This window comes from Xenorhabdus vietnamensis, assembly GCF_002127535.1.
GTDB classification, from domain to species: Bacteria; Pseudomonadota; Gammaproteobacteria; order Enterobacterales; family Enterobacteriaceae; genus Xenorhabdus; species Xenorhabdus vietnamensis.
The window spans coordinates 75,115-89,325 of sequence record NZ_MUBJ01000007.1 but is presented as its reverse complement, the minus strand read 5'-3'; the positions used below and the strand labels follow the sequence as shown (position 1 = coordinate 89,325).

At 41.6% G+C, this 14,211-nt stretch carries 13 protein-coding genes; 3 read left to right on the top strand and 10 right to left on the bottom strand.

Annotated elements, in window-relative coordinates:
- Window positions 1-282 precede the first annotated feature (282 nt).
- The 4 genes from hemG to pepQ are packed head-to-tail and all read right to left on the bottom strand — an operon-like array spanning window position 283 to window position 4,316.
- Entirely contained in the window at window positions 283-831 is a 549-nt protein-coding gene (hemG, locus tag Xvie_RS26590; RefSeq protein WP_086108892.1) for a menaquinone-dependent protoporphyrinogen IX dehydrogenase, read from the bottom strand.
- Between the two features lie 50 nt (window positions 832-881).
- Window positions 882-2,333: a Trk system potassium transporter TrkH gene (trkH, locus tag Xvie_RS26585; protein ID WP_086108891.1), complete on the bottom strand. Its 1,452-nt coding sequence runs from the start codon at window positions 2,331-2,333 to the stop codon at window positions 882-884.
- Window positions 2,334-2,370: 37 nt separating this feature from the next.
- Entirely contained in the window at window positions 2,371-2,982 is a 612-nt protein-coding gene (locus Xvie_RS26580; RefSeq protein WP_086108890.1) for an IMPACT family protein, read from the bottom strand.
- Window positions 2,982-4,316 carry a Xaa-Pro dipeptidase gene (gene pepQ, locus Xvie_RS26575; RefSeq protein ID WP_086108889.1) on the bottom strand — a complete coding sequence of 445 codons (1,335 nt, stop codon included), beginning with the start codon at window positions 4,314-4,316 and terminating at the stop codon, window positions 2,982-2,984. The genes Xvie_RS26580 and pepQ overlap by 1 nt, the downstream gene beginning before the upstream one ends.
- Before the next feature lie 273 nt (window positions 4,317-4,589).
- On the opposite strand from pepQ, the gene fadB reads away from it, so the two are divergent.
- Both fadB and fadA read left to right on the top strand, forming a co-directional pair.
- Window positions 4,590-6,776, top strand: a complete 2,187-nt coding sequence (gene fadB, locus Xvie_RS26570; RefSeq protein WP_086108888.1) for a fatty acid oxidation complex subunit alpha FadB — start codon at window positions 4,590-4,592, stop codon at window positions 6,774-6,776.
- Between the two features lie 11 nt (window positions 6,777-6,787).
- Window positions 6,788-7,951 carry an acetyl-CoA C-acyltransferase FadA gene (gene fadA / locus Xvie_RS26565; protein WP_086108975.1) on the top strand — a complete coding sequence of 388 codons (1,164 nt, stop codon included), beginning with the start codon at window positions 6,788-6,790 and terminating at the stop codon, window positions 7,949-7,951.
- A 156-nt stretch (window positions 7,952-8,107) separates the two neighbouring features.
- Here the strand turns inward: fadA and fre are convergent, their stop codons facing one another.
- Both fre and ubiD read right to left on the bottom strand, forming a co-directional pair.
- Complete coding sequence (fre, locus tag Xvie_RS26560; protein ID WP_086108887.1) at window positions 8,108-8,809, bottom strand: NAD(P)H-flavin reductase; 702 nt, start codon at window positions 8,807-8,809, stop codon at window positions 8,108-8,110.
- Between the two features lie 10 nt (window positions 8,810-8,819).
- The gene (ubiD, locus tag Xvie_RS26555; RefSeq protein ID WP_086108886.1) at window positions 8,820-10,292 is read right to left on the bottom strand and encodes a 4-hydroxy-3-polyprenylbenzoate decarboxylase; all 1,473 of its coding nucleotides are present in this window, start codon (window positions 10,290-10,292) and stop codon (window positions 8,820-8,822) included.
- Window positions 10,293-10,745: 453 nt separating this feature from the next.
- On the opposite strand from ubiD, the gene rfaH reads away from it, so the two are divergent.
- Window positions 10,746-11,249 carry a transcription/translation regulatory transformer protein RfaH gene (gene rfaH, locus Xvie_RS26550; RefSeq protein ID WP_086108885.1) on the top strand — a complete coding sequence of 168 codons (504 nt, stop codon included), beginning with the start codon at window positions 10,746-10,748 and terminating at the stop codon, window positions 11,247-11,249.
- Window positions 11,250-11,339: 90 nt separating this feature from the next.
- Here the strand turns inward: rfaH and hemB are convergent, their stop codons facing one another.
- The 4 genes from hemB to tatA form a co-directional block, all read right to left on the bottom strand.
- Complete coding sequence (hemB, locus tag Xvie_RS26545) at window positions 11,340-12,356, bottom strand: porphobilinogen synthase (RefSeq protein ID WP_086108884.1); 1,017 nt, start codon at window positions 12,354-12,356, stop codon at window positions 11,340-11,342.
- A 168-nt stretch (window positions 12,357-12,524) separates the two neighbouring features.
- Window positions 12,525-13,319 carry a Sec-independent protein translocase subunit TatC gene (gene tatC / locus Xvie_RS26540; protein ID WP_086108883.1) on the bottom strand — a complete coding sequence of 265 codons (795 nt, stop codon included), beginning with the start codon at window positions 13,317-13,319 and terminating at the stop codon, window positions 12,525-12,527.
- 3 nt (window positions 13,320-13,322) lie between these two features.
- Entirely contained in the window at window positions 13,323-13,832 is a 510-nt protein-coding gene (gene tatB, locus Xvie_RS26535; RefSeq protein ID WP_086108882.1) for a Sec-independent protein translocase protein TatB, read from the bottom strand.
- 3 nt (window positions 13,833-13,835) lie between these two features.
- Window positions 13,836-14,102, bottom strand: coding sequence for a Sec-independent protein translocase subunit TatA (gene tatA / locus Xvie_RS26530; protein WP_086108881.1), 267 nt, complete (start codon window positions 14,100-14,102; stop codon window positions 13,836-13,838).
- Between the last annotated feature and the right edge of the window lie 109 nt (window positions 14,103-14,211).

Below are 14,211 nucleotides of genomic sequence, written 5' to 3'. Positions count from 1 at the left end.
GTCTTGCGAGTGCCCACACAGATTGTCTGATTCAATTGTTAAAGAGCATTGCAACCGATGATTCGTTTCCCGGTTGCGAGGCTGCGTATCTTACGCTTTTCGCCTCCGAAGTCAAGCGCTTATTTTCGCTTTTCTTCGCTGCCCGCCGCGGCGTGTCTCAGCTCAGCGTCGGTCAGTGGTGGCGCATTATAGGGAGTTTTACGGCGGTGACAATAGTTTTTTTTGATTTTTTTTCTGTTCGTGTTTTTTTTCCTCAAAATGACGTAACTATCAGCAAAAAGGCTATTTTTGAGGCTCTTTATCACACGATATTTGCAAAAATGCTTCAGAAAAACAATCTACCTGTTCCCAATCAGTGTACTCGATCTCTTTTGTTGTATCTGTTTCTCCTCCAGTCATTCGCATAATGAATTGGATCATAATGCGATCTAACCAGCGATAGCGCGGATAAAACAGAGCTCCAGCAAAGACTCCACATAAATCAGGTTGCCATGGACTTTTAGTTAGGAACTTACGTACATAAGCATTCGTTTCTGGTGTTCTTTTTTCTGGCTTTCTCGCCGTTAAATTGACGCCAAAGAAAGCTGTTGGCATTTGCTTCAACTGTTTTTGATGGCAAATGACAAAATTATGCAATGCAGAATTGAAACGCCCATAACGTATCGATGCACCTATCATTACTTTTTGGTAAGACATCAAATTTATCTGTTTCACTGTAGAAAGATTTCTTAAATCATATTCAATACCAGCACGACGGAGATTCTCTGCTATACGGGTAATAATTTTTTTGGTTTGTCCATCCTGAGTGGAATAGATCAATAAATAGCTCATAGATACGCCCTTATTAAACAGCGATTCTCATATAAAGGTTCAATAGATCACTATTCGCGCCAAAAAGTTGGTGTAAATAGAACTAATAATGTGAATACTTCCAAGCGTCCAAATAGCATAGTAACAACCAATATCCATTTAGCTGCCGGGCTCACTGTTACAAAGTTATCAGCAACCGTTCCTAATCCTGGTCCCAAATTATTCAATGTTGCAGCTATGGCAGAAAAAGCAGAACGTTCGTCAATACCTGTTGCGATCAGTGACAACATACCAATAATGAAAACAAGTGCGTAGGCTGAAAAGAATCCCCATACTGCTTCGATAATGCGTTCAGGTAATGCCCGCTGTCCTAATTTAATGGTATACACCGCATTCGGATGCACTAAACGTTTTAATTCACGAGAGCCTTGCAAGAACAATAACAAAATACGGATAACTTTGAGACCTCCTCCCGTAGAACCCGCACACCCCCCTATAAATGCAGAACATAACAACAGGAAAGGTAAAAATAGAGGCCACCCTTGAAATTTTTCAGTTGTAAATCCAGCAGTTGTTGCCATAGAAACAACTTGAAAAAAAGCGTGATTCAATGCCTCTAATTCTGATTCATAAACGGAATGCTGCCATAATATCAGCATACAAATTACCAATAATGCTAATTGAATTGTAATGAACATCCGAAACTCTGGATCACGCCAATACACTTTCAAACTTCTTCCAGAAAGGACGGCAAAATGCAGGCCAAAATTACAACCCGAAATCAATAAAAAAATGGCAATAATAATATTGATGGTTGGACTATTGAAAAAGCCGATACTGGTATCATGAGTGGAAAATCCACCAATTGCGATGGTAGAAAAACTATGAGAAATAGCATCAAATACCGACATTCCTGCGGCCCACAATGCCACCGCACAGGATATGGTTAATAAGACATAAATTAGCCAGAGCGTTTTTGCTGTTTCTGCGATACGGGGACGCATTTTATTGTCTTTCAGTGGTCCCGGCATTTCGGCGCGATAAAGCTGCATACCCCCAACACCGAGCAGAGGTAAGATTGCTACAGCCAGAACGATGATTCCCATGCCTCCCAGCCATTGCAACATTTGTCGGTAGAACAAAATGGCCTTGGGAAGATGATCAAGACCAACTAATGTCGTGGCTCCTGTTGTCGTCAAACCAGAAAACGATTCAAAAAAGGCATCTGTAACTGAAAGATTAGGTTCTTCAGAGAAGATAAACGGTAATGCCCCTACACTTCCCAATACAGTCCAAAAAAGGACGACAATCAAAAAACCTTCTTTAGGTTTAAGATCATATTTTTGATCACGATTGGGTGCCCATAATATTAAGCCAATGACAAGGGCACAGATGAATGTCTGGCTAAATGCTCTACCTGCACCATCACGATAAATTAATGCCACCACTCCCGGAATAATCATCGTGACAGAGAAAAGAATGACAAGTAGTCCAACAATACGGGTTATGGTGCGAAAATGCATTCGGCTTGGTTCCTTAGAAATCAGGTATAACAAATCACTATGATTTTGGTATTAAAAACAAAGCACCACGGCTTAAGTTCCGTAATTTATCACCTATCTCCCCAGCAAGAGCAGCTGGCAGTGAAACTTGCAATGTGACATTTTCAGCGTAATCACTGGCAATCACATGTCCGGAGAATTGATGCAGCAATTGTTCCACCATTGAAATATGCGAATATTCACATTGTAACTGGTACAGTTTCTGCGGTACTTTGTATTCGGTTTGCAACAATTTCAAAGCTTGCTGCACGCCATTACCATAAGCTTTTACCAATCCTCCTGTACCAAGTTTTATGCCACCAAAATAGCGAACAGATACCGAGGTAATTTCTCCCAGACCACTTCCTATTAACTGAGCAATCATGGGCTTACCGGCTGTTCCGGTAGGTTCACCATCGTCAGAAAACCCCAATTGCTGTGAGTCATCCGGCGCACCAGCCACAAAAGCCCAACAATGATGGCGAGCATCAGGATATTGCTCTTTTATGCTTTGGATAAATAACTTAGCTTCATCCACCCCGCTGGTATGCTCCAGCAGGGTAATGAAACGGCTCTTTTTTATTTCTTCAGTAAAGCTGACTGAAGCCGCAGGAATCAAATAAGGCTTCATTACGATAAGTGTAAATCTCTGGTCATATTTTCAATTTTTCCATCGTGAATAACGATGTTATCTTCAATGCGAATACCACCATAAGATTTCAGCATTTCGATTTTTTTCCAGTCGAAATGCTGACGATATTCACTTTCACGCCACTGTGCTAATAAAGTTTCAATGAAATAAATCCCGGGCTCAATGGTCAAAACCATTCTTGGCTCCAAGATACGGGTGCAGCGCAAATAAGGATGCATTTCCGGGGCAGCCAGATGGGTTCCACTATCATTTTGCATAAATCCAGCAGCATCATGTACCTGCAAACCTAGAGGATGACCGAGACCATGCGGAAGAAATGGTGTTGTCAATCCTTTCTCAACCATACTTTCTTCACTGATTCCATGAATAATATCATGTTTTTTCAGTACATTGGCTATACGTTGATGCATCTTAATATGGTAGTCAGTATATCTGGTTCCCGTTTTAATCGTACCGATTATCGCCAGCTGTTCTTCATTCAGAGCTTTTATCAATGAGGCGAAATCGTTATTAGATTTTGCGGAATAGGTTCTAGTAATATCCGCTGCATAGCCATTATATTCAGCCCCAGCATCAATCAAAAAACTACGAATTTCAGAAGGTACTTTCTGTCGTAATTTATTGTAATGTAAAACAGCCGCATTCTCATTCAAGGCAATAATATTATCATAGGGAACATCCGTATCACGATGCCCCGTTGCCATCAAATAAAACATATTGATCTCGAATTCACTCACACCAGACAAAAATGCATCATAGGCTGCCTGATGACCATTAACGGCCGTTTTCTGAGCCTCACGCATGCAAGCCAATTCATAATCTGTTTTATATGAACGATGGTAGCTTAAATAATCCAAAACAACTTTTGGATTGATATTGTGATCAATAATTCCCAAAGATCTAGCACGCTCTGTTTGTTCACCAATATAAGCTGTATTTTGTTTTGATAATCCATTCAGTTTTGTGCTGATATCTTCAGCATTTGCCAAATGAATCATTTCTATTTCTTCAGTCCAGTAGCCATTAGGCAGTGGTTCTACACTGTGCCAATAATCTACTGGTGAATAAAACCAAAGTTTGGGTTTATTAACACCATCAATCCATAACCAGCAATTCGGCACTTTAGTCACAGGCACCCAAGCCTTAAAGTGTGCATTTACCTTGAAAGGATAATGACTGTCATCAAGAAAAACACGTAATGATTCACCTGAGTGAATAAGCAGGGCGTCAAGCTGAGTCCGAGCCAAGATTTCGCAGGCACGTTTTTGTAAGGTTTTAATGTGTTCGTGGTACAGAGATGCCAACTTTTCCATCTTAATTAGCCTTTTGATTTACTGACGGGAGCTTAAATATTACCACAACTCGTTATTATGGGAGCTATGACGTAAAAATCCGCCTCTCTAAAATTAAGCAACTATATTTATATTTTTCAAGGTTATAACAAAATATATTGCTACCCGTCATAAATCTTACCTGTGATCTGCCCTACAAAAAGTTAATCATTGGTTTGCATTAAATTAACACAGTAATCACAATCAACCTCATCTGGTCATACCAGATGGTATGCACTCATTGAGGAGAATGACATGCTCTACCTAAGTGAAACTATTCAAGTAAAATGGCTGAAAGATGGCATTGCTGAACTGATCTTCAATGCACCAGCCGCAATTAATAAATTAGATACCAAAACAGTTACCTCATTGGATAAAGCCGTTTCTGCTCTTGAGCAAGAGCCTGAACTGAAAGGGTTAGTATTACGCTCTGAAAAACAAGCCTTTATTGTCGGCGCAGACATTACAGAATTTTTATCACTATTCAATGCACCTGCAGAAAAATTGCATGAACTGCTGAATCTTGCCAACAATATTTTCAATCGTATAGAAGATCTCCCAGTTCCAACTATTTCCGCTATTAATGGCTACGCCCTTGGCGGTGGATGTGAATTGGCACTTTCAACAGATTTTCGCGTTGCATCCCCAGAGCTCCGCATCGGCTTACCAGAAACTAAACTGGGTATTATGCCTGGATTCGGGGGTTCTGTTCGTCTGCCCCGTTTGATTGGTACAGATAATGCTCTCGAAATCATTTCTGCAGGAAAAGATATTAATGCAGAGGAAGCACTGAAAAATGGCTTGATTGATGCCGTAGTTTCTGCCGAAAAATTGACTGATTCTGCCATTTCAGTTTTAGAACAGGCCATTTGTGGAGACTTGGATTGGAAGGCGGCTCGTCAGCCTAAGCTGATGCCACTGAATCTCAATGAGATCGAACGTACCATGAGTTTCTCCGTAGCAAAAGGTATGGTCATGAAGGTTGCCGGCCCTCATTATCCAGCACCAATCACTGCGGTAAAAACCATTGAAAAAGCCGCTACACTAGGTCGCGATGAAGCCTTGAAACTGGAATCTGCTAGTTTTGTATCGTTAGCACACACATCCGTTGCACGTGCTTTAGTAGGCATTTTCCTGAATGACCAATATGTCAAAGGGCTGGCAAAAAAACACCTGCAAACCGTCACAACACCTGAACATGCAGCAGTACTGGGTGCAGGGATCATGGGTGGAGGTATTGCCTATCAATCAGCGCGCAAGGGCGTTCCTGTCTTGATGAAAGACATCAATCAAAAAGCGCTGGATTTAGGTATCAATGAAGCGGCTAAATTGCTGCATAAACAATTTGAGCGTGGACGCTTAGACGCCATGAAGATGGCCAAAATTCTGGCATCCATTCGGCCAACGCTTAATTATGCTGGCATTGAGCAATCTCAGATCATTGTTGAAGCTGTTGTTGAAAATCCTAAAATTAAAGCTGCAGTTCTGGTAGAAACAGAATCACACATCAATGATGACTGCATTCTGGCTTCTAATACCTCGACTATCCCAATCACTGAATTAGCAAAATCGCTAAAACGCCCAGAAAACTTCTGTGGTATGCATTTCTTTAACCCAGTACATCGTATGCCGTTGGTTGAAATCATCCGCGGAGAAAAAACTTCAGACAAGACTATTTCAAGTGTTGTCGCATATGCCAGTAAAATGGGTAAAACACCCATCGTTGTCAACGACTGCCCAGGTTTCTTTGTAAACCGTGTATTGTTCCCATATCTGGCTGGTTTTGGCATGTTGCTGCGTGATGGTGGAGATTTCCGTCAAATCGATAAAATCATGGAAAAAGAGTTTGGCTGGCCAATGGGTCCTGCTTATCTCCTTGATGTTGTCGGCATTGATACTGCCCACCACGCACAAGCTGTCATGGCCCAGGGTTTCCCAGACCGTATGAGCCGCGATTACCGGGATGCCATTGATGTATTATTCGAAAATCAACGTTATGGTCAAAAAAATGGCGTTGGTTTCTATAAATATACCCAAGATAAAAAAGGCAAACCGAAAAAAGAGCAGGATCAAACTACCGATCAGTTATTGGCAGGCATCGGTAAACCGAAACATACTTTCTCTGGCGAAGAGATCATTGCACGAACCATGATCCCAATGATTAACGAAGTTGTTCGCTGCTTAGAAGAAGGTGTTATTGCCAGCCCAGCAGAAGCGGATATGGCCTTAGTGTATGGTTTAGGTTTTCCTCCATTCCATGGCGGTGTTTTCCGTTATCTGGATACAATGGGAACTGCAGCCTACGTGAAGATGGCAGAAAGTTATGCTCATTTGGGCGCACTTTATCACGTACCCGCTGGCCTGAAAGCAAAATCCGAAAGCAATGAAAGTTATTACCCTGCACCAGCAGAACTTGCTGTTAATCCAGGTGAAAAAGTGTGAGGTCTGAAAACATGGAAAACGTAGTTATTATTGATGGTATCCGTACCCCAATGGGGCGCTCAAAAGGTGGTGTATTCCGTCAGGTCCGTGCCGAAGATCTCTCCGCACATCTGATGAAATCAATACTCAAGCGCAATACCGCTGTTAAGCCTGAAGATATTGATGATATCTCTTGGGGATGTGTGCAACAAACACTTGAACAAGGGTTTAATATTGCACGCAATTCTGCTTTGCTGGCAGGTATTCCCCATTCAGTTCCCGCTGTAACAGTTAACCGCCTCTGCGGTTCTTCAATGCAATCACTGCACGACGGCGCCCGCATGATTATGACTGGCGATGCCAATATTGTTATGGTTGGCGGCGTTGAGCATATGGGGCATGTTCCCATGGCACACGGAGTTGATTTTCATTCCAAATTAAGCCGTAATGTTGCCAAAGCAGCAGGTGTTATGGGGCTGACAGCGGAAATGCTGGCCAAAATGCACAATATTAGCCGCGAAATGCAGGATGAATTTGCCCTGCGTTCCCATCAACGCGCGGCACAAGCAACCAAGTCACAAGCTTTCGCCAGCGAAATCGTTCCTATATATGGGCATGATGCTGATGGAAATCTAAAACTCGTCGATTTTGATGAAGTGATCCGCCCAGACACTAATCTAAAAGATTTGGCTGCACTGCGTCCTGTTTTTGATCCTGTCACCGGAAGCGTTACAGCGGGAAACTCTTCAGCGCTGTCTGATGGTGCTTCTGCAATGCTGATCATGAGTGAAAGCAAAGCCAGGGAATTAGGATTAAAACCTCGCGCTCGTATCCGTTCAATGGCAGTTGTCGGTTGTGATCCTTCTATTATGGGTTATGGCCCTGTTCCTGCAACACAAATGGCCCTGAAAAAAGCCGGATTAAGTCTTGCAGACATTGGCGTAATGGAATTGAACGAAGCATTCGCAGCACAATCTCTGGCTTGCATGAAAGGACTGAATGTTTTGGATAGTATGGATGACAGAGTCAACCTGAACGGAGGTGCAATTGCTCTTGGCCACCCACTAGGATGTTCTGGTACTCGTATCACAACCACTCTGCTTAACTTGATGGAACGTAAAGATGTCCAGTTTGGGCTATCAACCATGTGCATCGGGTTAGGTCAAGGCATTGCTACGATTATTGAAAGAGTATAAAACAGCTAGAAAGAGTAACTGTCGATTGAAATTTAATAATTTTTTCCCTTGTCTGTCTTGTCTATTGCGTCACTCTAAATAAGTTGTTGCCGTAGTTTCCCGCCTGTCAGGGGCGGGTTTTTTTATTTTTATCGTTTTATTTTACTGACAAACAACTCAAATAAACTCAAATGCATCTCCATACATGCGATCGATAGAAGCATCGCGTTCACTACAAAACCGTTCACGAGCAATTTTTGCCATCTCAAAGCGACCTGCAATGTAGATATCATGGTTTGACAAATTACCGAAATCTTCCAAAACTGCACTAAGAACTGTCCCCGTTCTCCCACGCCAGTGTTCATCAACCTGTTCAACTACAGGAACAACAGTCAAATTAGGGTGATTTTTACTCAATGATTGTAACTCATCCAAATCATACAGGTGTTGCAACTCCCGTCCTCCCCAATAGATAGAGATTTCTCTATGGGGATTTTCTTCCAAAGCCGCCAACAAGATAGAACGTGTATATGAAAATCCCGTTCCGCCAGCAATTAATAACATAGGATTTTCACTACCTTCACGAAACCATGCTTGACCATGTGGAATATCAATATCAATGACTTTCTGATCCAGAATCCTATCCATTACTGCCATCGCATAAAGATTCAGCTCAGAAGCACCAATATGCAATTCAATTATCTGTTTTTCTGATGGTGATGATGCCATGGAGAAAGGGCGTTTATCCCTTTCATCCATAACCACCATCAAATATTGCCCTGCACGAAAAGAAAAAGGTGAATCAGGCAATAAACGAACTCGGTAAACTGTATCTGTAATGGAGTCAACTGAAGTTACTTTACAGCTCAATGTTGTCATGCGTTCCCTCTTATTGCTTCAAAATATCTAATTGATCCCAAATTTCATCGACACGGGTCCGAATCTCATCGCTCATCACTATCGGACGCCCCCATTCCCTTTGTGTCTCTCCTGGCCATTTATTTGTTGCATCCAGCCCCATTTTTGAGCCTAGCCCAGAAACAGGAGATGCAAAATCGAGATAGTCAATTGGTGTATTTTCCATTAAGACAGTATCTCTTTGCGGGTCCATTCGCGTTGTTATCGCCCAGATGACATCATTCCAATCTCTCGCATTGATATCATCATCACAAACGATAACAAATTTAGTGTACATAAATTGCCTCAGATATGACCAAACCCCCATCATCACTCGCTTGGCATGACCTGCATATTGTTTTTTCATTGTAACGATAGCGAGCCGATAGGAGCAGCCTTCTGGTGGTAAGTAAAAATCTACAATTTCAGGAAATTGTTTTTGCAGTATTGGTACCAGGACTTCATTCAACGCAACGCCCAGAACTGCGGGCTCATCCGGTGGACGCCCAGTGTAAGTGGAATGATAGATAGCATCGCTGCGCTGAGTAATATGTGTCACCGTAAATACCGGGAACATATCTACTTCATTGTAATAACCGGTATGATCGCCATATGGCCCTTCCGGTGCCATTTCATCAGGCTCAATGTAACCCTCAAGGATAATTTCAGCACTGGCGGGCACTTCCAGATCATTAGATATACATTTAACAACTTCCGTTTTGTGCCCACGCAATAATCCAGCAAACGCATATTCGGATAAAGTATCAGGAATTGGAGTAACCGCCCCCAATATCGTGGCAGGATCGGCCCCCAATGCAACGGACACAGGAAAACGCTCTCCCGGATTGGCCTGACACCACTCCTGAAAATCAAGTGCACCACCACGATGTGATAACCAACGCATAATCAACTTATTTTTACCCAATACCTGTTGACGGTAGATACCCAGATTCTGGCGCTCTTTATTAGGCCCCTTAGTCACCGTCAATCCCCATGTAATCAATGGGGCGGCATCTTCCGGCCAACAATGCATAACTGGAATATGGGTAAGATCCACCTCATCTCCTGCCCAAATTTGTTCCTGACAAGGCGCAGAACTAAGGCGTTTGGTTGGCATGTTCAAAACCTGTTTAAATTTAGGCAATTTATCTACCAAATCACGAAATCCTTTCGGTGGCTCAGGTTCTTTAAGGAAAGCCAATAATTTACCAACATCATGTAATGCCTTAACATTATCCTGCCCCATTCCCATAGCAACACGTTTAGGTGTCCCAAACAAGTTGCACAACACAGGCATCGAATATCCCTTCGGATTTTCAAATAATAAAGCAGGACCACCGGCACGAAGAGTACGATCTGCAATTTCAGTCATTTCCAGATATGGATCAACCTCTATACGAATTCGTTTTAATTCACCTGATTGTTCCAACAAGGAAAGAAAGTCTCTTAGATCGTGATATTTCATATTGTTCATTTGTGCCGATTTTTAAGGAGGGAGAGCCATTATAAGCCCTCCCATGAGGGTTACAAGGTAAACTCATAACTTGCCAAAAAGCAATGGACTTAGTGCAATCTTGTGGATCAGATTCTTCAGATGCAACGGAATGGTACCCAATCAGCTAAAATCTGCGTACCAAATTGCTCAGGAAATGTTTTATTATTACCGGGGGAGTTTACCATTACTCAGCAAAAATACTTCCATCTTCCGTTTCCTTTGTGAAAATCAAATAATTATATCATTCATGCACTAGTGATGGATTTTCCACCATTAACGTAATATATAGGCTTTAATTGAAAATAAGCACTGCAGACTATAGAAAAATACAGATTACACTTAAAATAACTTCTATCTTTACTAATGACCCTTTAGTACTAGTTTTGTTATGCTAGATATTCTATGCAATGGAGTCGAAATATTATGGGAACAAAGGGACCGGGGTGGCGTCTTCTTTACTGTAAACGAGGGCAAGTTTTTCGGGCAATAGAGCATTTAGAAAGGCAAGGTGTTATTTGCCTGACACCGACAGTCAAAATTGAAAAAATCAGACGGGGCAAGCGAGCCACTGTTACTGAGCCACTGTTTCCCAATTATCTGTTTGTTTACTTTGATGCAGAGGTTATCCATACCACGACCATTAAATCAACACGCGGTGTAAATTATTTCATTCAGTTTAACACTCGAGAACCAGATATTATTCCACAAACATTAATTGATGAGTTAATGTCTATCACAGAGCAGGAATATATTGCACCAGAGACCCCAATTACTGGTGATACGGTCTTGATTACTGAAGGTGCTTTCGAAGGCATCCAAGCAATTTATAACGAACCGGATGGGGAAACCCGATCCATTATCTTGCTGAAGATTCTTAATAAAGAAGTCCCTAAAATATTAGATAATAAGCATTTCATCAAAATTTAATCAGAGAACGGGCAAAATTGCCCGTTTTCAGTGTTTATTGTCTATATTATATAGCGGAGCAGATTCTCTTTAATAATAACGTGAATAAACTTAGTATTTCTGCTCATGTAACCACTGCGCTACACGCTTGGCAAAATAAGTCAAGACTCCATCAGCACCTGCTCGTTTAAAACACAATAGTGATTCCATAATCGCTGGCTGTTCTTTCAACCAACCATTTTGAATGGCCGCCATGTGCATGGCATATTCACCAGAAACCTGATAAGCAAATGTTGGCACACCAAAAGTATCTTTCACTCGACGAATTACATCCAAATATGGCATACCAGGTTTAACCATGACGCTATCTGCACCTTCCTGCAAATCCTGTGCAATTTCCTGCAACGCTTCATCACTGTTTGCAGGATCCATCTGATAGGTCATTTTATTACCGCCTTTCAGATTACTGCTGGAACCAATGGCATCCCTAAATGGCCCATAGTAACAAGAAGCGTATTTGGCAGAATAAGCCATAATTTGGGTATTGAGATAATTATCCACCTCAAGCTGCTCACGAATGGCACCGACACGACCATCCATCATATCGCTTGGTGCAACAATCTCAGCCCCAGCTTCAGCATGAGATAGTGCCTGCTTAACCAAAATATCTTTGGTAATGTCATTGATAACATAACCATCTTGATCAATAACACCATCCTGCCCATGGATAGTAAATGGATCAAGTGCGACATCCGTCAAAAGACCCAACTCCGGAACAGCATCTTTCAAAGCGCGAACAGAACGTTGAATCAAGCCGTCAGGATTATAGGCTTCTTTCGCATCCAATGATTTTTTGTCCGCTTCAATAACCGGAAACAGAGATAAAACAGGAATACCCAGTCGGGCAATCTCTTCTGCTTCTTTCAGCAAAAGATCGATTGTCAGACGATACACTCCTGGCATTGAAGACACTTCCTGACGCTGATTCGTTCCTTCCATAACAAATACAGGGTAAATCAGGTCATTAACGGTAAGTTGATTTTCAGCAACTAAGCGGCGGGAAAAATCATGGCGGCGCACACGGCGCATACGACGACCGGGAAATGCCCCCGGAAATACATAGCTCATACAGCTCTCCTAATATAAAACCCAGCGACAGAACGCTGGGTTAATAGCCATCGCTTTATGACAATGATGTCAGCACTATCAATCAGTTGGTACTATTAATCAGTTAGTACTATTAATCAGTTAGTACTATCAATCAATTAGCGATAATCATAAATGATTAGAATCAGATTATTTTTTAAAATTACCATCAGTATCACTATCTAATTCTAATTCATCTTCTGGATTGGTGGATTTACGTCTGCCTAATTTTCCAACATAGAACTGCGAAAGCAACACTCCCAACTCAAATAACAAATACATGGGAACAGCCAGCAAAGTTTGTGAGAAAACATCTGGGGGGGTTAACAGCATACCAACCACAAACGCCCCGACTAAAATATAAGGACGTTTTCTTTTCAGAGATTCTGGCGTAACTACCCCACTCCAACACAGAAGAATAATGGCAATGGGTATTTCGAATGAAACACCAAAAGCCATAAAGAGTGCCATGACAAAGCTCAGGTAATTGCTGATATCTGTCGAAATCACAACACCTGCTGGTACCGTCTTGATAAAGAAACCAAACGCAATGGGAAAGACAACAAAATACGCAAATAGCATTCCCAGATAAAACAATACACTACTGGAAAACAGTAGGGGCATAATCAAACGCCGTTCATGCTTATACAATGCCGGTGCAATAAATACCCATACTTGATAGAGGATCATGGGTACCGAAACAAAGATAGACACCATGATAGTTAGTTTAATCGGTGTAAAAAAAGGCGATGCAACATCTGTTGCAATCATATTTGCGCCTTTGGGTAATTGTTCCATTAAAGGAGCAGCAATAAGCCGATAAATGTCATTGGAAAAATAAACCAATGCCAGAAACACTACCAGCACAGTAATTAAGCTATTTAAAATCCGCTTACGCAGTTCAATCAGATGACTGATAAGGGGTTGAGTATCATCCACAGACATGTTTCAGTGTTCGCCATTTGCTTGTTCGGATTTTTTGTTCTGCTGTTCTGGTATTACGCTCGATTTCTTTAACACAACTGGTTCTGAAATTACAGGTCTTGAAACTAACGATTCTGAACTTAACTGCTCTGAATTCGAGTGCTTTTCAGCGGGTTGAGGCATAGAAGAATGAAAATGAGTTTCATCTTCCTCCAATTCCTTCATTTCATCCGGTTTTAATTGATACGTATTTTTCAACGACTCAGCTGCTTCCTTCAGCTCTTCCATTGATGCTTTCAATTCTGGCGACAGTGATTGTAGATCAGCTTTCTCTTCCACTTTTTTCAGCGTGTCCTTAAGTTCTTGCAATTTCAGTTCCTGAGCAAGTTCATTCTGAACATTAGCCGCCAGAGAGCGCAATACCCGAATCCACCCAGCCACTGTTTTGACCGCAATAGGTAAACGTTCCGGCCCCAGAACAACCAAGCCAATGATCATCACCAACAGCAGTTCACTAAAACCAATGTCAAACACGGTTTATACCTGCTCTTTATCTTTACTTTTACTCTCTGATTTTTCAGATTGTGCAGTCATAGACTTTTCAGTGAGATTTTTCGTTTCGAAATCGGCATCCTGACTCATTTTCCCTGGCTGTTCTGGCTTTTCATCATCACTCACTGCCTTTTTGAAGCCTTTTATTGATGCCCCCAAATCTGAACCCAAAGTACGAAGCTTATTAGTACCAAACAGCAGCACGACAATGACAGCAATAATGAGTAATTGCCAAATACTTATACCACCCATACTGACCTACCTCTATTTATCAGAATATTACTAGTGATTTAATTATAACCCACAAATTTTGTGCTCAGAAATAACGTAATCATATCAAGAATTGTAGCTGAATTACTTA